Consider the following 26,516-nt stretch of genomic DNA (forward strand, 5'->3'; position numbering starts at 1 on the left):
GCCGCCGGATACATCAGACTTCTCACCGAAACAGTAGCCTGCACGGCCACCCGACAAGAAGTCTATCCGGTCCAGGACCGGAAACCAAACACCCTGTTTTACGCCACCTCTTGGGTTACCTGGAACTGCCCCGTTAGCCTCTGCAACTTGTTAGCGGAGGCTTGGGTACGCTCTGAACTGAGCACCAGCTGGTCGATGACACTGCTCATGGCCGAAGCGCTTTCCGCGACACCCGAGGTCTGAGAGCTCTGACGCTGATTGGTTTCCTCGATTCCATCGATGGCCTTGAAAAGTTTTTCAACCATGTGATGAAGAGCGGAATTATCGTCAACCGCAGCTTCGGCTTTTCGAAGACGATCCTCCATTTCTGTCATTCCGTCTTCCATGGTAATCACCGCTCGACGCGTCTCCTCCTGCACCCGATCAAGGCGCTCCCCTATTTCACTCGTGGCCTGGGCGGTTCTGCTCGCAAGTTTCCTGACCTCATCCGCCACTACCGCAAACCCCTTGCCGGACTCTCCCGCGCGAGCTGCCTCAATTGCTGCGTTCAGCGCAAGCAGGTTGGTCTGCGCGGCAATATCGTTAATGACTGAGGCCGTTTTCGCAATCTCGTCGGTCCTTTCATTGGCTGCGCGAATCCCTTCTGCCGAACGGTTAATAACTGCCCGAATGCTCTGTGTTTCATGACTTACACGCTCGAACTGAGCCCTTGCACGTTCAACGACTTCGTCCATCCCCGAGCGCATTTCGTGGGCGGTGGTTGAGGCATTACGGATCTCATTCTCCTGTTGCTTGGCCCCCTTTAGCATGTCCTCCATGTGTGCGAGCACATGCCGGATTCTCTTGTCAGCGGCGCGGTTCTGCTCCATGAGTTGATCACTCGCCTGGCGGGAATCTGAAGCCAGCGTAATGACCTGCCCTACCATTCCATCCAGGCTGTCTATGAAACTATTGATCCAACGCGCCAGATCGCCGGTTTCGTCCCTGCGCATTTCGGAAAGATCCATACGTTGTCTGAGGTTTCCTCCGCCCTCGGCGATGTTGCGAATAACCTCCGCCATAGCTCTCAGTTTGTCCGAGACTGGACGCACAGCCATGACTCTGAATAACCAAACCAGGGAGATAGCGACGACTCCATTGGCAAGCCCCTCAATCCAGAGCGGCAGACCTGCCCACGCCATCGTAAAGTTAACCGCCCACAGTGCGGCAACAAACAGCGCAAACCTCATAGACAGTCTGAAGGACAGCGAACGACGGCGATACACTTCTTCAAGGTCGCCCTCACACATCATCCCCCACTGATCGGGGGAACCGGGCAAACGGAAGGTGAGCCCTTTCCCAATGACCGGAATGTGGCGATAGTCGGAATAGCCGGGATATTTGATATACAGGTTCTCGCCCTTGGCGATGGTCTCGCGAACCCCGGGGTGTAATTCACCGGTGGCCGGATCCGTAAAGCGGATTTCGAATTCAGTATGTTCACGGACACCGACAGTTCCAAAACCGGTGCGGATACCATCTTTCAAATTATCCCCATGACTAAAAGTAGCGTCCTCGAACCTTGACCGCGATAAGGCCGTTCCTGGCAGAATAGATCGGTCAAAGTGACTCTCCTTCATGAAGATGTAGTTGTCACCCGATTCCTCAAAAACATGCCCCGCCTCGCGCTGGATGAGATCACTCATGACATCGTTTGGTATTCTCGCGCACAGGGCTCCCGGGGCGCCACCGGCGAGACGGATTGGCTGATAGAACATTAGAGTGACCGCATCATGGAAGCGGGATGTTGTCGCTCCTAGGCGAAGTGTCACCGGATCTTTGTAGGGTCCGTGCAAAAGTCGGTTCCGTAGACCTTCGGCGACTGCGGCTTGAGGGAGATCGCTCGTACCCTTGCGGCCAGAGGCGCTTGATTCAATCACTCTTCCGTTTTCATCTATCACGAACAGTTCAGAAATTTCCCGCAACCGGTCTTTCGAGGCCGAAATGATGTCCCGGGTCGTCGCCTCGTCCTGGTCCGTTATTCGGCTTGCCATGGATTCCATGAACGCCCACTTGTGCTCTGCCCAACTAATCAACGCGTCTCGACGGGTTCTGGCAATGCTCTCGAAAATCTGTTCGTTGGTTTCGTACATATCCCTGTTCAAAAAACAGGACCACCCCATTGCCAACTTGCCGCCAGCACCGAAAACCGGCAGCCAGCGACGTTCCGTGGGAGTGAGGTTCATTGAGTTGCTTTTGAGTGTCATTGAGGTACTCCTGGGGACGGTACTTCCCGAGCGCACACAAGAGTTAGCATGCGAACGGACCGAAAACAGAGTAGTAGCAAAATTCAGGCCGGCATTTGGGAGCCTATCCGAGACCAGCGCCGACAAAGACCAGGCAACGAGGTAGCGTAATCTCTCACGAAAGCATTGCACTGTTTTGAGGCAGAGCGCTCAGGGCTCGCCGGCCATCGCACCATTTCCGCGCAGAAGGTTTTCCCGATCCCAGTATTTCGAAGTGGTTACACCCCGGTAAATGCTGCCTCCCCTCCTACTCCCCCCTCATCCCCCCGTCTACGCCAACAAAAAGTGGCGCAGGAGGATGAAGGGAATGCGCGCCAGACGCAGTATGGATCGAGTCAATTTGGGTGGAATCCGATTACCACTTTCAACAATAACAACTTCTCACCGCCAGAAGTACAAGCGAGGCTACATGATCAAGAACCCGGACTGGTGGCGTGGCGCCGTCATTTACCAAGTTTATCCACGAAGTTTTTACGACTCCAATGGCGATGGTATCGGAGACCTGCCCGGGGTCACCGCCAAGCTGGACTATATCGCCAGCCTTAACGTGGACGCTATCTGGCTGTCTCCGTTCTTTACCTCTCCGATGAAAGACTTCGGCTATGATGTCTCCGATTACCGGAACGTGGACCCTATTTTCGGCACACTCGACGACTTCGACGAGCTGATTGCCGAGGCCCACAAGCGGGATCTGAAAATCATGATCGATCAGGTGCTGAGCCATTCCTCGGATCAGCACCCCTGGTTTGTCGAAAGCCGTGCCAGCCGTGATAACCCCAGGGCAGACTGGTACGTGTGGGCCGACCCGAAAGCCGACGGTACGCCGCCGAACAACTGGCTGTCGGTCTTTGGTGGCTCGGCGTGGGCCTGGGACAGCCGCCGAAAGCAGTATTACCTGCACAACTTCCTGACCAGCCAACCGGACCTGAACTTCCACAATCCGGAAGTTCAGAAGCAGGTTCTGTCGGATGTTAAGTTCTGGCTCGACCGCGGCGTTGATGGGTTCCGTCTGGATGCCATCAACTTCTGCTTCCACGATCCCAAGCTGCGGGACAACCCGGCAAGCAAGGCCGTCGCCGAAGGCTCCATTGGTGTCCGCAAGGAAAACCCTTACGCCTACCAGTTCCACAAGTTCGACAAGACCCAACCTGAGAACATCGACTTCCTGAAGCGTCTTCGTGCCCTGCTGGACCAGTACCCGGGCACCACGACTGTGGGCGAAATCGGCGACGACAATTCCCTTCAGACCATGGCCGATTACACCAGCGGTGGCGACAAGCTGCACATGGCCTACTCCTTCGATCTGCTGACCGAGCAGCACGGGGCGGATTTCTTCCACAAAACCGTGAACACCATCGAAGGCAAGCTGACCGATGGATGGCCCTGCTGGGCCATCGGCAACCACGATGTAGCCCGTGTGGCCACTCGCTGGAACGCAACCTCGGAGCAACAGCTCAAGGCCTACATGGCCATGCTGTTGACCCTGCGCGGCAGCGTTTGCATCTACCAGGGTGAAGAACTGGGCCTGACCGAGGCCGAGTTGCAATACGAAGATCTTGTCGATCCCTACGGCATTACCTTCTGGCCGGAATACAAGGGACGGGATGGTTGTCGCACGCCCATGGTCTGGCACCACGAGGAATCCCACGCGGGATTCTCCGATGCACGCCCCTGGCTGCCGGTTTATGATGATCATTACAACGCCGCTGTCGCTGTCCAGCACGCTGAGGACAATTCCGTGCTCGCCGCTTACCGGGCATTCCTGGGCTGGAGAAAAGACCAACCCATCTTGCTCAAAGGGGACATCGAGTTCAGCAAGAGCCCGAAGCATACCCTGGTTTACACACGCAGTCTGGGTGATGAAACCGTGATGGTGGCACTGAACCTGAGTGAAAGCGCCGTCACCATTCCAATGCCCGGCGCCGGCACGCCTGAACCGGATACCCCGGATTTCGTGGGCGGCCAGTGGCACGGCAAGGATCTGACACTCGGGCCCTGGGGCATCGACATTGCCCGGCTCTGACATTCAATGACCTAACAAGAAGACACGAGATATGGCCAGCGTCACTTTACGCAATATCTGCAAGAGCTATGACGAAGTCCAGGTTACCCGAGACGTGAACCTGGACATTCAGGACGGAGAATTCGTGGTCTTTGTCGGGCCTTCCGGCTGCGGCAAGTCCACCCTGCTGCGTATGATCGCAGGTCTGGAGGACATTACCTCCGGCGACATGTACATCGGAAACGACCGGGTAAACAACCTGCCGCCCAAGGAACGGGAAGTAGGCATGGTGTTCCAGTCCTATGCCCTCTACCCCCACATGGACGTGGCAGAGAACATGGCGTTTGGCCTCAAACTGGCCAAGACCAACAAGACCGAAATCAACCGTCGGGTCCAGGACGCCGCCAACCTGCTGCAACTGGACAAGCTCCTGGAGCGCAAGCCCAAGGACCTCTCCGGCGGCCAGCGCCAGCGCGTGGCCATTGGCCGGACCATTGTCCGGGAACCGGAGGTTTTCCTGTTTGACGAACCTCTGTCAAACCTCGACGCTTCCCTGCGGGTCCAGATGCGCATCGAAATCTCCCGCCTGCACAAACGTCTGGGCGCCACCATGGTGTACGTGACCCACGACCAGGTAGAAGCCATGACCATGGCCGACAAAATCGTTGCCCTGGACAATGGTTCCATCGCCCAGGTGGGCAAGCCCATGGAGCTGTACCACTACCCGGCTACCCGTTTTGTCGCCGGCTTTATCGGCTCCCCGAAGATGAACTTCATTGACTGCACCGTTGCTTCCGCCAGCAGCCAGTCCGTCACCATCGTCATGCCGGGTGACCACCGACTGGAACTGCCGGTAAACGGTGCCGAGCTCTCTGAGGGCGAATCCGTCACCCTTGGCATTCGCCCGGAACACCTGAGCGAAGATCAGGAAGCCGACATGTATCTGCAAGGGGAAGTGCACGTGGTTGAACGCCTGGGCTACCAGACCCTGGTGCACCTGGACGTCAATAACGTCGAAGGCGTCATCACCATGCGCACGGACGGCTCCAACCCGATTCAGGAAGGCGCCCGAATGACCCTGGGCATGAACGCCAACAAATGCCACCTGTTCCGCCAGGACGGTAACGCCTGCCCCCGCCTCTACCGAGAGCCCTGCATCGATTTCTGATTCCCACTGACTTCCTCAGGGGCCCAGACGGGCCCCTTTTTTCTGCCGCGTTAGAAACCACATCAACTCTGTCGATCCATAAGAATCGAAGCTCCTTTGATTGAAAACCACCTCCCGGCCGATGTGCGGCAAGTCATGCGTCCAAGTCTTGGCAACATCAGGATCGACAGACACAAAAAAGCCCGGTCAGCAGGGGGGAATTAACCTGACCGGGTCGCGAAAGTTAACGCTGGAAGACGCTGGGATCGCGTAAAGAGAAGTCGCCTACCCTTTCACACCACCAGCGGTGAGGCCGCCGACAATCCACTTCTGGCAGTAGAGGAAGATCACGGTAATCGGCAGGCCGGAGAGTACCGCCGCTGCCGCGAAATCACCCCACAGGTAGTTCTGTTCATAGAGGTACTGTTGGGCACCGACCGCCAGGGTCAGCTTATCGGTGTCCACCAGAAGCACCGACGCCATCGGGTACTCCATGATCGTCATGATGAATGCCAGGATGAATACCACCACCAGAATCGGAACCGACAAGGGCAGCAGGATGTAACGGAACGCCTGCCAGGTGGTGGCGCCATCCACGATAGCGGCCTCCTCCAGGGAGCGGTCAATGGAGTCGAAGTAACCCTTGATGGTCCAGATATGCAGCGCCATGCCACCCAGGGAGGCCACGATGACCGCGCCATGGGTATTCAGCCCGAGCCAGCTGACGTGATTGCCAATCTGATCGAACAGGGCGTACAAAGCCACCAGAGATAGCACCGGCGGGAACATCTGGAAGATCAGCATCGATTTCAGGACAAATCCCTTGCCGGCAAAACGCATGCGGGCAAAGGCGTAGGCACTGGTTGTGGAAAGCGCCAGGATCAGCACCGCCGAAACAACAGCAATCTTGATCGAATTCCAGAGCCACAGCAGGACCGGGAACGGCGGCTGAGTGGTCACACCATCTTCTCCGGTGTAGGGAATACCCAGCGCCAGATACCAGTGTTCCAGGGAAGGGTTCTCCGGCAGCAAGCTGCCGGATGCAAAATTACCGCTGCGGAACGAAATGGAAATAACCATCAACAGCGGGAACAGAATGATCGCGATGAACGCCAGCATCCCCAGGTGGGATGCCAGCACGCGGTATTTGGTGGAGCGGGGTTCAACCATGGCCATAAGAAGCTCCTTACACCTTGATCTTGGACAGCTTGAGATTGATCAGTGACAACGCGCCCACCACCAGGAAAATCGCAGTGGCAATAGCGGCGGCCAGACCAAAGTTCTGTCCGGAGTCCTGGAACGCAATGCGGTAGGTGTAGCTCACCAGAAGATCGGTGGTACCTGCAGGCGTGCTGGCACCGATGATATCCGGGGCACCCCCGGTCAGCAGTGCAATCAGGACAAAGTTGTTGAAGTTGAATGCGAAGCTGGCGATCAGCAGCGGCATCAGCGGCTTGATGATCAACGGCAGGGTGATATTGAACAGATTGTTCACTGGCCCTGCCCCGTCCATGGCCGAGGCTTCATACAGGTCCCGGGGGATAGCCTGCAGAAGACCCATGCACAACAGCATCATGTAGGGATAGCCAAGCCAGGTATTCACGATCAGAATCATGGTTCGGGCCAGCGCAGGGTCACTGAACCAGTCCGGACGAATGCCGAACAGGCCCTCCAGAACCAGGTTGATCTCACCGAAGTTCTGATTGAACAAGCCCTTGAACACCAGAATCGAGATAAACGCCGGCACTGCGTATGGCAGAATCAGCATGGTGCGGTAAAAGCCCTTGCCGCGAATCTGGTCCCACTGCAGCAGGTTGGCCAGCAACAGGCCCAGCGCCAGGGTAAAGACAACCGTGGCGACTGCAAACGAGAGCGTCCACACGAAAATCTCGAAGAATGGCCCGCGAATGGAAGGGTCGGTCACCACCTTGAGATAGTTGTCCCAGCCGATATTGACCGTCCAGCCAGGCGACAGGGCATTGCCATCGCCGTCCCGGTAGAAGCCGGTTTCCTGGTCCGGGAAATAGGTGACGCCGGTCTGGTTATTGGTCAGGCTGCCATTGTCATGCAGGGTAAACTGGGGATGAATCGCGGCGAAAGAGCGCAGGCTGGCCTGACTCAACTCGCGCCCGTCTTCGGTGATCAGGGTTAGCTCCGAGAGTTGGCCCCTGAGCTGGATGATCTCGCGAATGGACAGGGGCTCACCTTGCGGTTTGCCAGACACCGGCAACACCGGTGCCGAGCGCTCGCCCGCCTCCAGGTTTACCGGTGTTGAAGTCAGGTTCTGATGCTCTCCCTCGAGCCAGAACACATAGCCTTCATCGGTTTTGTACAGCTGGTAGTCGTAGCGAACCGCCTCAGACTGATAGGTCCGGCTCAGGAGGTTTTCCTGCACCTGCTCGAAACTCAGCAGGTTGCTGGCGCTGTAATTGGTGAAGCCGATGCCAACGGTGTACATCAGGGGGAAAATGACGAACAGCCCCATGCCGGCAATGGCCGGAAAAATGTACCGGTGCGCGTACAGCTTCTTGCTGACAAACACCGCAACAGCCGACGCGGTGAGCACCAGAAACAGCATGGCGAAGACAAACTCACGCTGGGCGTAGAGTGCCAGAATGAGGTAGAGCGCGGCACCGACCAACGCCGTCAGCGCGCCCCATTTAAGAAATACTCGGGTCATGGAGTGTCTGCTTTCAATACCGGGAGAGGACAGGGTTTCCGTTATCATTGTAGTCAGCCCGTTGATTACCGTCGCACCTCGGCAACGGCGAATTTTCATGCACGTCTCAGCGGGACGGTGTCGGACGGGAGCAAAACCGTCCGACACCGGATTACCCTATGGTTACCGGGTAATTCGCTGTGCTGCCGCGTTCAGGGCATCTTCAACGGACTGACGTCCGGACGTGATGTTCTGCAGGGCCGGGCCCATGGACGACCAGAAGGCACCCATGGCCGGTACGTTCGGCATGGGTTCGCCCAACTGGGCATTCTCGAAGGTGGCCTTGATATTGGGATCGGATGAGAGCTCGTCCATGAATTCCTTGTTGGCCACGGCACCCAGGGGAACGTCGTTATTCACCATTTTCAGGCCCTTGACGGAGAGCGCGTAGTTCTCCAGGAACTCAACCGCCAGATCCTTGTTGGGACTGGCAGAGTTGAGGGTCGCGGCCATGACGCCCACCATCGGTTTGCTGGGCTGCCCGTCCACCGTCGGAATGGTGGTTACACCGAAGTTGATGCCGCTTTTCTCAAGGTTGCCCCAGGCCCAGGGGCCGTTGATCATCATGGCCGTCTCGCCCTTGTTGAAGCTGGACTCCATGGCGCTATAGTCGGCTCCGCGGGGCATCACACCCTCCTCGATCAACCGGGTCAACGCTTTGGCACCTTTGATGGCCCCTTCGGTGTTCACGCCGGTATCCTTCACATCGACCGAACCATCGGCGTTTTCACCGAAGATATATCCCCCGGCTGCAGCCAGCATCGGCCAGGTAAAGTAGGTGTTGTTGTAGTCCCACAGAATGGCGCGCTTGCCGTCTTCCGCCAGCTTTTGGTGAACGGCAGGAATGTCTTCGAACGCGCTGGGAGGCTCTGGCAACAGATCCTTGTTGTAGATCAGACCAATAGACTCGACCGCCATCGGATAGCCGTACATCTTGCCGTCCACCGTGACCGCATCCCAGGTAAAGTCATAGTTGGCGTCAATCACGCTCTGGGAAGGTTTGATCTCGGAAATAATGCCGCTCTGGGCCCATTCACCGAAACGGTCGTGGGCCCAGATGAAGATATCCGGGCCATTGCCCGTGGCAGCAGATTGCTGGAACTTGTCGGTGGCGCTGTCCGGGTGGGCGACTTCAACCGGGATACCGGTTTCTTGAGTGAACCAGTCCCCCACTTCCTGCAAGCCGTCATAGCCTTTGTCACCGTTGATCCAGACCAGAAGCTTGCCTTCTTCGATCTCGGCATGGGCCGGCGCGGAGACGCCGAAGGTAGCGGCAACAATGGAGGCTGCGAGAGTGCTGCGGATAAAAGTTCGACGATTCATCAGGTGATTCCTCTGTATGTTCTTGCCTTATTCTTGTTTTCCGGCCATTCACGAGGTTGTCGGGCCGGACTGAACGCAAACTTTCTTTTGCGAGTATTGGCACTGTGTGGCAATTCCGGGTAATAAGCATCACCCCTTATTTCATTCCCCGAGGCGTAGTAGAGGGGAGTAGACAGGCGTAGAAAATTCCTTCTACCACCCCGGGGTGGAGTCTGGTTTGATGGCATCCACAAGAATGAAAACCGAAACGGAGCAATTGCCATGAGCCCTCGCGCCAGACACCTGAAACTCTCAGCTTGTATCGCCTCAGCCCTGATTACAGCCGGTTGTGCCTCCGGCCCGGGCAAACCCGCAGTTGTGGCCGGGCCACCCTCAGCCAATGATACCAATGTCTTTTGCGAAGCGGCGTCAGCCGAAATGACGATTCCGGTCGGTTCCGCATTCCCGGACGGGACGCTCGTCCGGGATTTCTACACGGGAAACACTGCCCGGGTTATCGATGGTGAGGTAACCATGGCGCCGGGTGCCAACGCCGAGGGGTTGGTGTTACTGGAATCAGTCGACGCCAAGGCGCGCCAGTTTAGCTGGGGCGGTGCGACCGTCTATTTCGCCGTGACAGACCGGTTTGCCAATGGCACGACCGGCAACGACCAGAATTATGGACGCCAACCAGACGGAAAGGATGAAATCGGCACCTTCCATGGCGGTGATTTTGTAGGCCTGACCCAGAAACTGGATTACCTGTCGGAACTGGGGGTCAGCGCCCTCTGGATCACGCCTCCGTTCGAACAGATGCACGGCTGGGTAGGCGGTGGTGACCGGGGCGATTTCCAGCACTACGGGTACCATGGCTATTACGCCCTGGACTTCACGGTCCCGGATGCCAACTTTGGTACCCGGGAAGAATTCCGGACTCTCGTCCAGGAAGCCCATAAACGAGACATCCGGGTGGTCATGGACGTGGTTATGAACCACCCAGGCTACAGTACCCTGCAGGATATGCAGACCTTTGAATTCGGTTCGCTGTTTGAGGGATTCGAAAAGCATCTGCCCGAGCGCTGGGGCGACTGGCAACCGGAATCCTGGGAAAACTTCCACGCCTACCATGCCCTCATTGATTACGATCATCCGGATTGGCGCAACTGGTGGGGCAAAGACTGGGTCCGGGCCGGTATTGCCGACTACGACACGCCGCCTAACGCCTCCGTGGATGCCCAGCGCGGCTCTCTCGCGTTTCTGCCAGATTTCAAGACAGAGGCCGAAAAGCCCGTGGATCTGCCGGTGTTCCTGCGGAATAAAGCCAGCTCAAGAAGCCAGCAACTGGACGATGCCACCGTTCGGGATTACCTGATCACCTGGCTGACCGACTGGGTCCGGGAATTCGGAGTGGACGGCTTCCGGGTGGATACCGCCAAGCATGTGGAACCGGAGGCCTGGCTCGCGCTCAAACAGGAGGCCCAGGCAGCCCTGGATGAGTACCGCAGCCGCAATCCCGACGCCGACCTGCCAGCCGAGGAGTTCTGGATGGTTGCCGAGGTATTCCCCCATTCGGTTCGCAAGACCGCCTATTTCGATGCCGGCTTCGATGCGGTGATCAACTTCGACCTGCAGGAGGAGGCCCGTGCCGGCGCGCAATGTCTGCCCGCCATGGAGCCCATCTATAGTGATTACGCCAGCAAACTGCATGGCGAAGAAAACTTCAATGTGATGAGCTATATCTCCTCCCACGACACCAAACTGTTCAGCCAGATCGCCGGCAATGATCCCTCGCTACAGAAGCGGGCCGCAGCGGCTCTCATGCTTACGCCTGGCGCAGTTCAGGTGTTCTATGGTGATGAGTCCGGCCGGGCGTTCGGGCCAACCGGATCGGATCCGCATCAGGGCACCCGCTCGGACATGAACTGGAATGCCATTGAGAATGGCGAGGTGTCCGGTATCCTTGCGCACTGGCAGAAGCTGGGGCAGTTCCGTGAGCGTCATCCCGTGATTGGCGCAGGCGAGCACCGGTTGATCAGCCAGCAACCCTATGTTTTCTCAAGAACCAACGGCGATGACCGGGTGGTGATTGCGTTCGGAAGAAAGTGACCTGACCATGAGTTATTCGAGATTTCTGGAAGACACTCCTCTTGTTCTTGGCATGATGCGTCTGCTCGACCATGCCGATCTCTGCCAGCCGGCACGGCTGGCAGACTGGATCCAGGGAAGGCTGGATGAAGGACTGACTGTCTTCGATCATGCCGACATCTACGGAGATGGCGAGTGCGAGCGTGTTTTTGGGGAGGCACTGGCGACCTCACCGGAATTGCGTCAGAAAGTGCAGGTTATCTCCAAGGCCGGAATTGTGCCGGCCCATCAGGACCCCAGCCAGTGGACCACCAAACACTATCGGGCTGAAGCAGACTATTTTTCCGGGGCTATCGACAGGTCGCTCAGCCGGCTCCGGGTTGAGCAGATTCACACGTTCCTTATTCACCGGCCAGACCCGCTGATGGAGGCGGAGTCGCTGGCGAGAACCCTGGAACAGGCCGTCAGCGCCGGCAAGATTCGGCACATCGGAGTGTCCAATTTCCTGCCGGAGCAGTGGCGCTGGCTTCAGAAAAATACCCGCCTGCCCCTGGTTTGTAATCAGAGCGAGCTGTCACTCAGTAATGCAGAACCGTTGTTCGATGGCACCTATGAGGCCCATCTGAACGATGGACTGCGCTGGCTCGCCTGGTCACCGCTCGCCGGTGGCGCCCTACCCGGTTCAGTTCCTGAGAGCCTGCTGCAAGCCGCAAGGGAAGAAACCGGGCTGTGCGAGACCGGACTGGCCATCGCCTGGCTGCGTCAGCTTCCGGGTGCCCCTATCCCGGTTCTTGGCTCCATGCGCGAGGCCAGAATTGAGGCTGCGCTCAAGGGCACCCGCACGGCTCTGCCCAGACCTCTCTGGTACGCAATACTTGAAGCAATGCGGCAAACTGCGGTGCCCTGAGGGGCATCGCAAAGTTGATATAAGTCACTGATCTACAATTTGTTACCCAAAATTCCACTTTAGTCCCATTGTTGGCTCCATAATCAGCGCTGACACTAGCTCTGCTTAACAAATAATCAAAAAAAGATTCGCAGCCCTCTCCACCAGTGGCGCTGCAATTCTGGAGGCCAACCTGAATGAATCTCAGAAAAGTACTCTTTTCTGCTTGCCTGCTTTTGCTGGCGAGCACTACTGTCTATGCCGAAACCCTGAAAATCGGCCTGAACTATCCGCAAACCGGTCGCTACAAGGATCAGGGCCTGCAACAGCGCCTGGGCGCCTTCCTGGCCGTTGACGAAATCAACAAGGCCGGCGGTGTCATGGGCCGCCAACTGGAACTGGTGATCAGAAATACCCGCGGTGAACCTGCCCAGGGCGCAAAGAACACCGCAGAGCTCATTGACCGTGAAGGCGTCCAGATGGTGTTCGGCGGCGTCTCCAGTGCCGTTGCCATTGCCTCTGGCAAAGCCGCCCGGGATCGCGACCGGATTTACTTCGGCACACTCACCTATTCGAACGCCACCACCGGCGCCGAAGGTCATTCCCACATGTTCCGGGAGCCCTACAATGCCTGGATGACGGCCAAGGCGTTGAGCCAATATCTCACCACCAATCACGCCGACGACGAATACTTCTACATCACCGCTGACTACACCTGGGGCTGGTCTGTGGAAGAGTCCGTACGCAAGTTTTCGGGAACCGAGGACACCCAGCGCCACCAGGGCGTGAAAACGCCTTTCCCCCGAGCACTGATTACCGACTTCCGTGAAGCGCTGGAGCAGGCGGAAGCGAGCGATGCCAAAGTCCTGATGATGGTTCTTTTCGGTGACGACATGGTTCGAGCCCTGAATGTTGCCTACGAAATGGGCCTCACCAAGAAAATGCAGATCGTTGTGCCCAACCTCACCCTCGGCATGGCACGCCAGGTAGGCCCCACCATTATGGAAGGCGTTATCGGCGGTTCGCCCTGGGTATGGAACGCTCCCTACGAGCTGAACTATCCGAGAGGCAAGGAATTTGTAGAGGCCTTCTCAGCGCGATATGAAATGCGACCATCCACCGCTGCGGCCTCTGCCTACAGCATTGTTTACCAATACAAGGATGCTGTGGAGCGTACCGGCACCACCAACACCGCCCGCCTCATCCAGGCGCTGGAGGGACACAGATACACGTTCCTGAAGGACGAACAGTACTGGCGGGAATTCGATCACCAGAATGTTCAGACGGTGTACGTGGTCAAGGTGAAACCGCGTAACACCATCATCGCCGACGAATACGGTTCCGATTATTTCAGCATCATCGATTCCATGCCCGGCGACCAGGCAGCCCAGACCCGGGAAGAATGGGAAGAGCGGCGCCGGGAGGCTGGCAAGCCTCTCCGGCTCTGAGCTCACACTACAAGATCCGGCGATCAGAACAGGTAATCGGTCGTCAGGATCTTCGATTGTCGTCCACGCACGATACCGGTCACCAGGTCCCGATTGCTGTCACTGGACTTGGTGGCCACCGTTGTGCGGATCGAAAACACCCTCAGTGCGTCCGATACTGACAGGGTGCCCTCCGCAGAATCCTTTCTTCCATTAAACGGCAAGGTATCCGGCCCTCTCTGGCACTGGGCATTCAGGTTAATCCGGCCTACCTGATTGGCAAGCAGATCAATCAACCGCCCCACCGTGTCGGAATCCGTGCCAAAAATACTGAGCTGCTGGCCGTAGCTGGAATCCCGGACATGGTCGATTACTTCCTGTTCATCCGAGAAAGCAACAACAGGAATGACCGGGCCGAACTGCTCCTCATGGTAGATGCGCATTTCAGCGGTGACCGGGTATAGCACGGCAGGGTGAAAATACGTGCCGTTGACTTCGCCGCCACCGGGATTGACCACCGATGCGCCTTTGGCAATGGCATCATCCACCAGCTCCCTGAGGAATCCGATTTTGCCCGGCTCGGGCAATGGCGTCAGCGATACGCCCTGCTCCCAGGGCATTCCCGCAGCCAGTTCATTGACACCTTCCGACAGCTGGCTGACAAACTGATCCGCAAGGGAATCATGGACAAAAAGCAGTTTCAGGGCGGTACAGCGCTGACCGTTGAAAGACAACGCGCCGGTGACGCACTCGCTGACGGCAAGCTCAAGGTCAGCGTCTGGCAGCACAATGGCCGGATTGTTGGCGTCAAGGCCCAGCACAGCCTTCAACCGGTGCGGCTTTGGATGCATCTGTTTCAGTGCGGACGCACCCCGGTGAGTGCCAATAAAGGCGAACATGTCCACCTTACCGCTTTTCATCAACGGCCCGACGGTGTCCCTGCCCCGCCCGAAGATGATATTGATGACTCCCGGCGGAAACGACTTCCGGAATGCGTCCATCAGAGGGCCAATCAGGAGCACACCGTATTTGGCGGGTTTGAACACCACGGTATTGCCCATGATCAACGCCGGAATCAGCGTTGTGAAGGTCTCGTTAAGCGGATAATTGAACGGCCCCATGCACAGGGCAACGCCCACCGGTAAGCGACGGGTCTGCGCCACAACGCCACCTACGATCTCGAATCTCGATGAACGTCGGTCGAGCACCTTCAACTCATGGATCGTATCTCTGATGTAGTCACAGGTTCGGTCAAATTCCTTGCAGGCATCTTTCCGGGTCTTGCCGATTTCCCACATCAAAAGCTCTACCACGGCCTCCCGATGATTTCGCATCTCCGCGAGGAACTGTTCGACGTGTTCGATTCTGTTGGCTACTGACATGCTGGGCCACTCTCCGTTGCCCTGACCATAGGCCTGCACTGCCGCATCCAGAGCTTCCAGGGCAGCGGTCTCATCCATCAGCGGCGTCCGGCCGATCACCAGAGGCTGAGGTTCGCTCTCGCCATGCCCGATAATGCAGATAGGGCTGCGAACGTCTGCGTAGGGACCGTCCCAACAGCGGAGTTCGCCCCCGACCAGTGTCTCGGCCAATTCCACACCGCCCCCGCGAAATTTTTCAGGTACGTCGCTGTCTTTTGGGAAAAACGTCGTTTGCATCCAGCGTTTTGACTGCATGTCCATCTCCATCAATTGGTTTCGCATTCGCCGGCCAGAACGCCGGAAGCCTCGGCCAGGGCACCGGCAATCATTCCGAATTCGTCGGCGTGCAGCGAGGCACCGCCAATCAGGCCGCCATCAACGTCGGCAAGACTGAAAAGCTCGAAGGCGTTAGCCGCCTTGACGCTGCCGCCGTAGATCACGCGAAGATCCTGGCTGATGTCTTCGGATGCCTCAGGTGCGCTCTTCCCAATGAATTGACGGATCTGCTGATGCACCCGGGAAACCTGCTCTGGCGTGGCCGTTTTGCCTGTGCCAATAGCCCACACCGGCTCATAGGCAATAACTCCATTCGCCATGGCGGCAAGGCCAACTTCGTCAATCACCGCCTGAAGCTGCTGTTCAATGATCAGATTGGTGCGTCCAGACTCCCTGTCGTCCAGTGTTTCGCCAACGCACAATACCGGCGTGAGCCCGGCTCCAAGAACCGACCGGTAACGGGCAGCCACCTCCTGATTGCTTTCGCCAAACAGTAACCGGCGCTCAGAGTGCCCCACCAGCACATAGCGACACCCCATCTCCTGCAGCATGGTGGCACTGACTTCGCCGGTGTAGGCGCCGGAGACAAATCCAGACGCATTCTGGGCACCCAACATGATGCCGGTGTAACCCAGCAGATCCCGCACCTGAAACAGATAGGGGTGCGGCGGGCACACGGCCAGATCAATGGACTTCCGGAACATTCTCAGCCGGGGCAACACACGTACCATCAGGGCCTGGTTTGCCTGAAGGCTGCCGTTCATCTTCCAGTTTCCAATCAGAATGGGTTTTCTCATGATGTTTCTCCCGAAAAGCAGTCTCAGGTGTCCAGGGCGCAACGGATTGCGCCGACACCGGGGTAAAACGCGTGGGCGCCAAGGTCCTGCTCAATGCGCAGCAGACGGTTGTACTTGGCGACCCGGTCAGATCGGCAGAGAGAGCCGGTTTTGATCTGGCCCGACCGTGTGGCCACGGCCAGATCGGATATGAAGGTATCTTCGGTCTCGCCACTGCGGTGGGAAATCACTGTGGTATAGCCGGCATCCTGGGCCATTCCGATAGCATCCAGGGTTTCTGTAAGGGTTCCGATCTGGTTGAACTTGATCAGTACCGAGTTGGCAATTCCCTTACGGATGCCCTCTGTGATGATTGCGCTGTTGGTCACGAAAAGGTCGTCACCCACCAGCTGCACACGTTCGCCCAATTTCTCGGTCAGCAGTTTCCAGCCGTCCCAGTCGCTTTCGTCCATGCCGTCTTCAATGGAAGCGATGGGATACTTCATGGCCAGGTTGAGCAGGTAATCCGAGAATTCTTCAGAGGTATACTCTTTACCGGCACCCTTGAGGTTGTAACGGCCGTCTTCATAGAATTCAGAAGCGGCACAATCAAGGGCAAGGACCACATCGGATCCGGGCCGGTACCCTGCCTTTTCAACGGCGGCCAGAATCAGGTCGAGTGCCTCCTCACTGGAACGCAGATTCGGTGCGAAGCCACCTTCATCGCCCACCGCCGTGGACAGCCTGTTCTTCCGTAGAAGCGACCGGAGGGCATGGAAGGTTTCCACCCCCATCCTCAGCGCCTCGCTGTAGCTGGGTGCCCCGACCGGTTGGATCATGAATTCCTGGATATCAACGTTGTTGTCGGCATGAGCGCCACCATTGATGATGTTCATCATGGGCACTGGCAAGATACTGGGGCCGTTGCAGCCATAGAGCTCGGCAAGATACCGGTACAGGGGCTGTTGCCGGTAATTGGCGCCGGCGTTGGCTGTGGCCAGGGATACGGCCAGAATCGCATTGGCGCCCAACTCCGCCTTGTTTGGCGTGCCATCCATCTCGCACATGAGGCGATCCATCACGAGCTGATCAAATACCACTCGCCCCTCCAGCGCCGGAGCAATCCGTTCGTTAACACACCGAACTGCCTGCAGGACGCCCTTGCCGTTGTAGCGACTGTCATCACCATCGCGCTTTTCCAGCGCCTCCCGGGTTCCCGTGGAAGCCCCGGATGGCACCCGGCCCTGCCCGACCACGCCATTTCGGAGTTCTACGTCCACTTCCACTGTGGGAAATCCGCGGGAATCCAGAATTTCCCGGGCTGTGACTGATTTTATCTGTTCCATAAGGTCGTTCCTGTTCAATCATTATTGTTTGCGAATTCTATTTTTGGATAACGAACATTAAAACCATCTTAATATTCGTAAACGAACATCATCAAGCGAAATAAACCCTTCAATCAGACAAATTTGTTATATGGAAACGAAAGTTGGTTGGTACGCGATGGGTTCAGTGGATGCGAAATCGAGCCATCAATGATTCAATACTGGTCACCGAATCCTCCAGGCGGTCACAGGTCGTGACCAATTCGTTGATACTCTCAAGGCTTTCAGCCACCGAGGCGCTGATTTCACTGACCTGCCGCGCCACCGACTGACTGACATTCTCCTGCTCGTCCATGCCGTGACGAATATGCTCGGCGCCCTGATGGATCCGTCCCACTGCCGAACCAATTCTGCCCGCGCCTTCCGAGACACTGGCCATCAAATCACGCACAGATCCCAGCTGCTCAAAACTGGAGTTCATGGAGCTGACCGATTCAGAGGCTTCCCGCTGAAGACCTTCCACGAGATCCCGTATGGTGTCGGTGCTCTCGGTGGTCTTCCGGGCCAGCCCGCGAACCTCATCTGCAACCACGGCAAAGCCGCGACCGGCATCACCGGCGCGCGCCGATTCAATGGCGGCGTTCAGGGCCAACAGATTGGTTTGATTGGCAATATCATCAATGGCCTCGGTAATCCTGCCGATATCAAAAGATGCCTGCTCAAGTTGCTTCAGTTTTTTTGCAGTCTGCTCCGCCTGGCGCCCGAGGCTTTCAACACAGTCCATGCCACGCTCGGCTGCAGACAGATTGTCTTCAACCTGCCGGTTTACCTCGCCAACGAGGGTATGGGTATCCCGAACCGAACCGGCTACCTCCCTGGCAGACGCCTCCATTTGAGTCATCGCAGCAGCAATAGAACCGAGCTCATCGGACTGGATTCGTATCCGTTCGTTAAAATCTCTGGCAAACCTGGCGTTACCCGAGGCGATCACGGATATGTCCGACCCAGCCTGTTGCAGGCTCCCCAGGACCGTTGCCATGGCTTCGGACAACCGGTTGACGGAACGCTTCAGGTCCATAAACTCGCCACACGCCGGAAACTCGAGGGCTTGAGAATAGTCGCCCCCGGCCATTGCGGCCAGGTGTTCCTGAGTCGCCTGAAGCGGCCGGCTGATCATCCGTCCAAGTCTGATCAAAGTTGCCAGCGCAATCAGAACCACCAGGGGCAGCAGCCAGTAAACCAGCTGTTCCGAATTCAGCGCGGTATCATCCAGCGCGAACACTGAGGCGCTTGCCCTCTCGGCAACGATTTTTCGTGCGTCATCCAGCTCGGATGCCATTGCCGAAAAAGAGCCGTCTACCTTCCTGGCCAAGAGCTCCAGTTCCAGCCGGTTCTGGCGATAGTCTGAGTACTGGCTGATGATTCCAGCGTCATCGTTCACCGCGGCAAGAAACCTTTCAACCAAAGATGGCATGCCCTCCAGGCGAGGTACCTCGTTCACCAGGGCCGAAATGTCCTGCTCAAACGTGCTGGTATTGAACCGAAGGTTCTCGACGATGGTGTTGAGTTCACTCGCGTTCTCAGTGCTCACCATCTGCATGATCAGCAACTCGATGTTTGTCAGGTTTTCCATTACCGTCGTGAACAGGTCACGAATATAGATATCCTGTCCCGCCGGCTCTGTACCCTCCCTGACCAGGGTTCTTTTCATCTCCCCGTTGTTGGCGAGGAAATCACTCAGCCCGGAATTCACCGAATCCGACACCGAGAGCAGGTGTCCTTTCAGAGCCAGGATCGCCTTGACGGATCTCTGCAACTCAGCCAGCCGGGCGTTCGCGGACTCGTTTACCGCGGCCAGCTCCGGGAACATGGCCGTGCTGTCGGACGCAACGAAGGCATCCAGGCTACCGCCAAGTTTGTTGAGTGCCTTGGAAAGTCTGGCAGACTGGGAACTCAGAACTTTCTGATCGCCTGCAGCCACCACTTCCACGGAGTATCTTGCGGTTTCTGATCGATGGGCTTCCATTTCCTGAATCAATCCACTGAGCGGAAATACATCCGACGTCAGCCTGTCCGTTGCGCCAGAGAACGAGGACATGATGCTGATGTTGAATGCTCCCCAGCAAACAATAATGACGCAAAGCAGGCCGAAACCCGCGTACAAACGATGAATTACGGAGATTCTGTTCATTGGACACACCCTTCCCGCCATGTTCTTGCAAAGACGGGCTAAACGGCAGAAAAAGGGCCGGCAGGGTTGACCCCGGGAGGGGCTACCTTGAAATGCTTGAAAGGGGGGGAACTATAAGCAACCGGCCAAAACCCACCGTGACAACGGTGCTCTGCCTGCCGCAACCAAAGGGTCCTGTTGCGACAGGCATTGCTCTTCAGGGAATCAGTTCGCCTTAGCGGGCTTCTTCCCAGGTTTTCAGCAGCTCATCGTAGGCAACGGTCTTGCCCTGGGGCTTCTCGTTGTCCAACTTCGGCTTGGGTGCGCCGGGTTGATCCAGCCAGTATTGCGGGTCCCGGGGCTCGTTCAGCTTCGGACCACAGGTCGGTTGAACATTGGCGCGCTCAAGTCGCTCCATAACCCGATCCTGGGCCTGGGCCAGCCCGTCCAGTGCTTCCTGCGGAGTGGCTTCACCACTGGCCGCCTGGGCAATGTACTGCCACCACAGCTGTGCCAGCTTCGGATAATCCGGCACGTTGGTACCAGTGGGCGACCACTGAACCCGGGCCGGGCTACGGTAGAATTCCACCAGACCGCCGAGTTTCGGTGCCATTTCGGTCATCACCTCGGACTCGATGTCAGACTCGCGAATTGGCGTCAGGCCGGCGATGGTTTTCTCCAGGGACACGGTCTTGGAAACGGTGAACTGGGCGTACAGCCAGGCCGCCAGTCGACGCTTTTCAGGGGTTGAATCCAGGAACGTCCAGGAGCCCACGTCCTGATAGCCAAGCTTCATGCCTTCTTCCCAGTAGGGACCGCGTGGTGACGGCGCCATCCGCCATTTGGGCGTGCCATCCTCGTTCACAACCGGCAGACCATCCTTGATCATGCTTGCGGTAAAGGCGGTATACCAGAAGATCTGCTGGGCAACGTTACCCTGGGCAGGCACCGGGCCGGCCTCGGAGAAAGTCATGCCCTGGGCTTCGGGGGGCGCGTACTCGCGCAGCCAATCCACGTATTTCTCGGTGGCATACACGGCAGCGGGACCATTGGTTGCACCGCCACGGCTGACGCTTGAGCCGACAGGATGACACTCTTCAACCCGGATACCCCATTCGTCTACGGGCAAACCGTTCGGAAGGCCTTTGTCGCCAGCACCCGCCATGGAGAACCACGCATCGGTAAAGCGCCAGCCCAGGGACGGGTCCTTCTTGCCGTAGTCCATGTGACCGTACACGCGCTCACCGTCAATTTCCTTCACGTGCACCGAAAAGAACTCGGCAATATCTTCATAGGCAGACCAGTTGACCGGTACACCCAGGTCATAGCCATAGATCTCTTTGAACTGCTTTTGCAGATCTTCACGTTCGAACCAGTCCGCACGGAACCAGTAGAGGTTGGCGAACTGCTGGGAAGGCAACTGGTAGAGTTTGCCGTCAGGCCCGGTGGTAAAGTCGAGCCCGATGAAATCGTCAAGATCCAGGGTGGGCAGGGTAAGATCCTTGCCAGCACCGTTCATGATGTCTTCAACAGCCACTACCTTGCCATACCGGAAGTGGGTCCCGATCAGGTCTGAATCGTTCACGTAGCCATCGTAGATGTTCCGTCCCGACTGCATCTGGGTCTGGAGTTTCTCGATGACATCGCCTTCCTGAATCAGCGTATGGGTCAGGTTGATACCGGTAATTTCCGAAAACGCCTTGGCCAGAACATTGGACTCATACTCGTGAGTCGCGATGGTTTCGGAAACCACGTTGATGTCCATGCCGCGGAACTGCTCAGCCGCTTGAGTGAACCACTCCATCTCCTTGAGCTGTTCTTCCTTGGTCAAAGTAGAGTTCTTGAACGCTTCATTCACCCACTTTTCAGCCGCCTCACTGTACTGATCGGCGCTGACATGCAGGCTTAACCCCATACTGGCAACACCAACGGCGGCGCTCAGCAACAGGGTCCTCGGATATTTATTGTTGTTGAACATATCCAACCTCGTTCGTCTTTTTATGAATGGAACGAAACAGCCGGGTTTCGTTTCCGCACTTATAGCGCTCTGGTCGCTATTCTTTTACCGGAATCGCCTATGATCGATTCCGATCATTGAAATAAAAATAGTTCGTTTACGAAATCATTACAAGTGTTTTTAGAGAATTTTTAGAGCCGAATGTTCGAAAAAACAACATAACGAACATCCGACCTCAGGCTCATCCCCAGCGCAGCAGCACCAATAGCCAGGCCACCGAAACCGCAAGCGCCACCCATAACGTGATATCGCTTACAGCCAGGAAAGCCAGGTGTATATACGCTGCCGAGAGCAATCCGATAAACAATCTGTCACCGCGGGTCGTGGCTATCGGCAGAAAGCCTTTCCTTTCGCTACACGGGGAGACAATTTCGTAAACCGTCATCACCGCCAGAATCCCCGCAATCACTGCAAAGAAGATGGCGACAGTCGGTGTCCAGTTCATCCAGGCAATCATAGAACGTCTCCTTACACGCGTCCGAGGGCGAAGCCTTTGGCAACGTGGTTACGAACGAACCAGATCACCAGCAGGCCGGGAATGATGGTGAGTGAACCGGCAGCCGCCAGAACGCCCCAGTCGATACCACTCGCCCCTATCGTTCGGGTCATGATCGCCCCGATTGGCTGGGCATCCACGGACGTCAGGGTCCGGGCAAGGAGCAACTCTACCCAGGAGAACATGAAGGCGAAGAATGCCGTGACCCCGATACCGGAACGAATCATCGGCAGGAAGACCTTCACGAAGAATTTGGGAAAGCTGTAGCCATCAATATAGGCCATTTCGTCGTACTCGCGCGGCACGCCGGACATGAATCCTTCCAGAATCCAGACCGCCAGCGGCACGTTGAACAGGCAGTGCGCCAGGGCCACGGCAATGTGGGTATCGAACAGCCCGATGGACGAATACAACTGGAAGAACGGCAACAGGAAAACCGCCGGCGGTGCCATCCGGTTACTGAGCAGCCAGAAGAACAGGTGCTTGTCACCGAGAAACTTGTAACGGCTGAATGCGTAGGCTGCCGGCAGGGCCACCACCAGCGTGATCACCACGTTGATCGAAACATAGATCATCGAGTTGATATAGCCGCTGTACCAGCTCGGGTCGGTAAAAATCACCGCATAGTTGTCCAGGGTGAAATTCTGCGGCCAGAGTGTCAGACCGCCCAGGATTTCCTGGTTGGTCTTGAACGACATGTTCAGCAACCAGTAGATCGGCGTCAGCAGCAGCAGGATAAACAGGGTTATCCCAAAATTTTTCGAACGTGTCTGTCTCATCACATTCTCCTTATTTTTCTTTGTCGGCGTGCGTAATGGCGGTAAAGAACAGCCAGGAAATCAGCAGCACGATGAGGAAGTAGATCAGCGAGAATGCCGCCGCACGCCCCAGGTCAAACTGCCCTATCGCCATGGTGGTCAGCGTCTGACTCAGGAAGGTGGTCGAGCTGCCAGGCCCGCCGCCGGTCAGCACGAACGGCTCGATATAGATCATGAAACTGTCCATGAAGCGCAGCAGCACGGCGATGATCAACACGCTCTTGAGGCGGGGCAGCTGGATGTAGCGGAACACAGCCCACTTTGAAGCCCGATCGATTTCCGCGGCCTGGTAGAACGCCTCGGGAATCGCCCGCAGCCCGGAATAGCAAAGCAGCGCCACCAGCGGTGTCCAGTGCCATACGTCCATGAGCAGCACCGTCAACCAGGCATCAAGAGTGTCACCGGTGTAGTTGTAATCGATACCAAGTTGGTTGATGCCCCAGCCGAACAGACCAATGTCACCGCGGGCGAAAATCTGCCAGATGGTGCCAACCACGTTCCAGGGAATCAGCAGGGGAATGGCCAGCAGAATCAGACACAGCGACCCCTTGATCCCGGATTTGGGCATCATCAGCGCCACTCCGATCCCGAGGGGAATCTGAATCAGCAGGACCGCACCGGAGAAGATGAACTGACGAATCAGCGAGTCCTGAAGACGCTCATCCGTCAATACCTCCTTAAACCATTCGGTGCCCACGAAGAACGCCTGGCCCGGTCCGAAAATATCCTGGACCGAATAGTTCACCACGGTCATCAGGGGAATCAGTGCCGAGAAGGCAACGAGCAGGAATACTGGCAGCACCAGCCACCAGGCTTTGTTGTTTTGTACCTTTTGCATCACTGTTGCTCCTGTACCAGGAATTCGTCCACATACAGCTTCAGCCATTGCTTCGGGAACGAGAGATGAACCCGGCTGCCGGTAGATGCGGCGAAGTCCTCGCTCTGCCGGACTTTCATATTCTCGTGGTCAAGCTGAACGGTAACGATCTTGTAGGTACCGAGGTCTTCGACATCCAGGACCTCGGCCTCGAAGGTGTCGTCTGAGGCCATGGAGGACACCTCCACGAACTCAGGACGTATTCCGATCTTGATGTTGGTGGACCTGGTCCGCTGCAGGACATCAACCTGCCAGGGCTCAAGTGCCACGACCGTGCTACCGAAACACACGCCGCGGGGGCATCTCTGTACCTCGATGAGATTCATCCCCGGGCTTCCGATAAAGAAACCCACGAACGTGTGGTTGGGTTGTTCGAAGAGCTCGGTCGGGGTGCCAAACTGGACAATCTGTCCGCCATACATCACGGCAATCTTGTCGGCAAAGGTGGAGGCTTCGAGCTGGTCGTGGGTGACATACACCATGGTGATGTCGAACTGCTCGTGAATCTGCTTGAGTTTGCGGCGCAACTTCCACTTGAGCTGCGGATCGATCACGGTCAGGGGCTCATCAAACAGAATCGCCGAAACGTCTTCCCGTACCAGGCCGCGGCCCATGGATACCTTCTGCTTCTCATCCGCGGTCAGGTTCTTTGCCTTCTTGTAGAGCTTGTCCTCGATTTCCAGGACTTCCGCAATCTCATGAACACGGGCCTTGATCTTGGAGGCCGGAACCTTGTTGTTCTTGAGCGGAAACGCCAGGTTGTCGTAAACGGTCATTGAGTCGTAGATGACCGGAAACTGGAAAACCTGGGCGATATTCCTGTCTCGCGGGGAAAGCTCGTTAACCCGCTTTCCATCAAACAGAACATCGCCCTCGGAGGGCTGAACAAGGCCGGAAATGATGTTCAGCATGGTGCTTTTTCCGCAACCGGACGGACCCAGCAGTGCGTAGGCCCCACCCTTGTGCCACACATGGTCGAGCTGACGAATGGCATAATCGTCCGGGCCCTGGGGCATATCACTGTAACTGTGGGCGAGTGATTTCAATTGAATTTCGGCCATCAGACAGACCCTCCTGAAACCTGAGACGGTGTGTGCACCAGTTGCTCGTTGTTGTCGAACACGAACAGTTTATTGATCGGCAGGTACACCTTGATTGGTGAGCCTGTGTGGTACTGATGCACCCCCATCAACTGCAACACCATTTCGAAGTGGCTGTTCTCCACATGCATGAAGGTTTCAGAACCACTGATTTCGCTGAGCTCCACCTCCATGGACATTTCCAGATCATCATCACTGGTGGGCACCAGGCCGATATGGCTGGGCCGGATCCCGAACCAGTAATCACCCGGCTGAAGCTTCGCCAGCTCCTGTGTCAGCGCGTGGTGCGAATATTCGTCGAAGGTCACCTCGGTTTCGGAAACACGTCCGCGAATCATGTTCATCGGGGGTTCACTGAACAACTGTGCAGCGAGGGTGTTCACCGGGGCGCGGTAGACATCCATCACCGGGCCGGTCTGGACCACCTGGCCCTCGTGTAACAGTGTGGTTGTGCCACCGAGCGCCAGTGCTTCGTTGGCCTCTGTGGTGGCGTAAACCGCGATACACTGACGCTCGCGGAACAGGTCCCGCAATTCCGCCCTGAGCTCCTCGCGCAGCTTGTAATCGAGGTTGACCAGGGGCTCGTCGAATAGCACAAGGGTGGCGTCCTTCACCAGCGCCCGGGCCATGGCGGTTCGTTGCTGCTGGCCACCGGACAGCTCCAGCGGGTAGCGCTTGAGCAAAGGGTCGATCCGAAGCATCGACGCGGTTTCTTTCACCCTTCGATCAATCTCGGACTCAGCCATCTTTGCAAGCCGCAGGGGCGAGGCAATATTTTCGTAGACAGTCAGGTTGGGGTAATTGATGAACTGCTGATAGATCATCGAAATATTTCGGCTCTGCACGCTCTGCCCCGTAACGTCCTCACCGTTGTAGATCAGACGGCCGCTATCAGGCTTGTCCAGCCCTGCCATCAATCGCATCAGTGAGGTCTTACCGGCCAGTGTCCGGCCGAGCAGAACGTTAAAGGAACCTGCCTCAAAGGTGAGGTTGGCATCCCGGATATAGTCGACACCGTCGACCTCACGGGAGAGATTCTCCAGTGTTAAGGACATAGGCTTTCCTTTTTGTTCTTGTGGAAACGCACTCCGGGCCGGTTTACATCGGCCACAGAAATTCGATTTCGAATCTCCTTACGCAAAGGCTATACCAGCTTGCACGTTTGCGTAGGTGATCTTACTTACTCCACTGTTTTATAAAGCCTTTTATTTTCCGAGTAATTTCTTATGCGAAAATAAAAATGTTCGTTTAGCAATACTTTGTTCAAATTGAACATTGACGTGAACAGGATTTGCACAGATGATTGAGCAACACATTTGACACAGTTGCCCACGTGAGATGCTCGAGTCGTCTGTAAGAACAACAAACGAACAACTGAGTGACGCCT

Annotated in this window: 19 protein-coding genes; 5 read left to right on the plus strand and 14 right to left on the minus strand. The window is 56.7% G+C overall.

Going from position 1 to position 26,516, the window contains the following annotated elements:
* Positions 1–98: 98 nt before the first annotated feature.
* Complete coding sequence (locus tag QZ534_RS02425) at positions 99–2,225, minus strand: methyl-accepting chemotaxis protein (RefSeq protein WP_296931072.1); 2,127 nt, start codon at positions 2,223–2,225, stop codon at positions 99–101.
* A 469-nt stretch (positions 2,226–2,694) separates the two neighbouring features.
* Here QZ534_RS02425 and QZ534_RS02430 point away from each other — a divergent pair, with 469 nt between their 5' ends.
* Positions 2,695–4,308: an alpha-glucosidase family protein gene (locus QZ534_RS02430; RefSeq protein ID WP_296931074.1), complete on the plus strand. Its 1,614-nt coding sequence runs from the start codon at positions 2,695–2,697 to the stop codon at positions 4,306–4,308.
* Positions 4,309–4,339: 31 nt separating this feature from the next.
* Complete coding sequence (gene malK, locus QZ534_RS02435; RefSeq protein ID WP_296931076.1) at positions 4,340–5,455, plus strand: maltose/maltodextrin ABC transporter ATP-binding protein MalK; 1,116 nt, start codon at positions 4,340–4,342, stop codon at positions 5,453–5,455.
* Between the two features lie 264 nt (positions 5,456–5,719).
* Here malK and malG read toward each other — a convergent pair whose 3' ends face one another.
* The 3 genes from malG to malE form a co-directional block, all read right to left on the minus strand.
* Positions 5,720–6,610 carry a maltose ABC transporter permease MalG gene (gene malG / locus QZ534_RS02440; protein ID WP_069183322.1) on the minus strand — a complete coding sequence of 297 codons (891 nt, stop codon included), beginning with the start codon at positions 6,608–6,610 and terminating at the stop codon, positions 5,720–5,722.
* A gap of 10 nt (positions 6,611–6,620) precedes the next feature.
* Complete coding sequence (gene malF / locus QZ534_RS02445; protein WP_296931078.1) at positions 6,621–8,162, minus strand: maltose ABC transporter permease MalF; 1,542 nt, start codon at positions 8,160–8,162, stop codon at positions 6,621–6,623.
* Positions 8,163–8,276: 114 nt separating this feature from the next.
* Complete coding sequence (gene malE / locus QZ534_RS02450) at positions 8,277–9,476, minus strand: maltose/maltodextrin ABC transporter substrate-binding protein MalE (protein ID WP_296931079.1); 1,200 nt, start codon at positions 9,474–9,476, stop codon at positions 8,277–8,279.
* A gap of 261 nt (positions 9,477–9,737) precedes the next feature.
* On the opposite strand from malE, the gene QZ534_RS02455 reads away from it, so the two are divergent.
* The 3 genes from QZ534_RS02455 (at position 9,738) to QZ534_RS02465 (ending at position 13,874) form a co-directional block, all read left to right on the plus strand.
* Positions 9,738–11,561 (plus strand): alpha-amylase, encoded by a 1,824-nt coding sequence (locus QZ534_RS02455; RefSeq protein WP_296931081.1) that lies wholly within the window; start codon positions 9,738–9,740, stop codon positions 11,559–11,561.
* Positions 11,562–11,568: 7 nt separating this feature from the next.
* Positions 11,569–12,447 (plus strand): aldo/keto reductase, encoded by an 879-nt coding sequence (locus QZ534_RS02460; RefSeq protein WP_296931082.1) that lies wholly within the window; start codon positions 11,569–11,571, stop codon positions 12,445–12,447.
* 176 nt (positions 12,448–12,623) lie between these two features.
* Positions 12,624–13,874: a substrate-binding protein gene (locus tag QZ534_RS02465; protein ID WP_296931083.1), complete on the plus strand. Its 1,251-nt coding sequence runs from the start codon at positions 12,624–12,626 to the stop codon at positions 13,872–13,874.
* Between the two features lie 23 nt (positions 13,875–13,897).
* Here the strand turns inward: QZ534_RS02465 and QZ534_RS02470 are convergent, their stop codons facing one another.
* The 10 genes from QZ534_RS02470 to QZ534_RS02515 form a co-directional block, all read right to left on the minus strand.
* A complete protein-coding gene (locus QZ534_RS02470) occupies positions 13,898–15,529 on the minus strand; it encodes an NADP-dependent glyceraldehyde-3-phosphate dehydrogenase (protein WP_296931085.1) in 1,632 nt (543 codons plus the stop codon).
* 11 nt (positions 15,530–15,540) lie between these two features.
* Positions 15,541–16,347 carry a triose-phosphate isomerase gene (gene tpiA, locus QZ534_RS02475; RefSeq protein WP_222464736.1) on the minus strand — a complete coding sequence of 269 codons (807 nt, stop codon included), beginning with the start codon at positions 16,345–16,347 and terminating at the stop codon, positions 15,541–15,543.
* 23 nt (positions 16,348–16,370) lie between these two features.
* Positions 16,371–17,672, minus strand: coding sequence for a phosphopyruvate hydratase (gene eno, locus QZ534_RS02480; RefSeq protein WP_053112326.1), 1,302 nt, complete (start codon positions 17,670–17,672; stop codon positions 16,371–16,373).
* 163 nt (positions 17,673–17,835) lie between these two features.
* Positions 17,836–19,842, minus strand: coding sequence for a methyl-accepting chemotaxis protein (locus tag QZ534_RS02485; RefSeq protein WP_296931089.1), 2,007 nt, complete (start codon positions 19,840–19,842; stop codon positions 17,836–17,838).
* A 214-nt stretch (positions 19,843–20,056) separates the two neighbouring features.
* A complete protein-coding gene (locus QZ534_RS02490) occupies positions 20,057–21,799 on the minus strand; it encodes an ABC transporter substrate-binding protein (protein ID WP_053112330.1) in 1,743 nt (580 codons plus the stop codon).
* Between the two features lie 220 nt (positions 21,800–22,019).
* Positions 22,020–22,295 carry a DUF2160 domain-containing protein gene (locus QZ534_RS02495; RefSeq protein ID WP_291907092.1) on the minus strand — a complete coding sequence of 92 codons (276 nt, stop codon included), beginning with the start codon at positions 22,293–22,295 and terminating at the stop codon, positions 22,020–22,022.
* 11 nt (positions 22,296–22,306) lie between these two features.
* Complete coding sequence (locus tag QZ534_RS02500) at positions 22,307–23,113, minus strand: carbohydrate ABC transporter permease (RefSeq protein WP_053112339.1); 807 nt, start codon at positions 23,111–23,113, stop codon at positions 22,307–22,309.
* Between the two features lie 10 nt (positions 23,114–23,123).
* The gene (locus QZ534_RS02505; protein WP_053112341.1) at positions 23,124–23,990 is read right to left on the minus strand and encodes a carbohydrate ABC transporter permease; all 867 of its coding nucleotides are present in this window, start codon (positions 23,988–23,990) and stop codon (positions 23,124–23,126) included.
* Entirely contained in the window at positions 23,990–25,090 is a 1,101-nt protein-coding gene (locus QZ534_RS02510) for an ABC transporter ATP-binding protein (protein ID WP_296931095.1), read from the minus strand. Before QZ534_RS02510 ends, QZ534_RS02505 begins: the two co-directional genes overlap by 1 nt.
* Positions 25,090–26,184, minus strand: a complete 1,095-nt coding sequence (locus tag QZ534_RS02515; RefSeq protein WP_202347466.1) for an ABC transporter ATP-binding protein — start codon at positions 26,182–26,184, stop codon at positions 25,090–25,092. Before QZ534_RS02515 ends, QZ534_RS02510 begins: the two co-directional genes overlap by 1 nt.
* Positions 26,185–26,516: the final 332 nt, after the last annotated feature.

This window comes from uncultured Marinobacter sp. (assembly GCF_913055835.1).
GTDB lineage: Bacteria > Pseudomonadota > Gammaproteobacteria > Pseudomonadales > Oleiphilaceae > Marinobacter.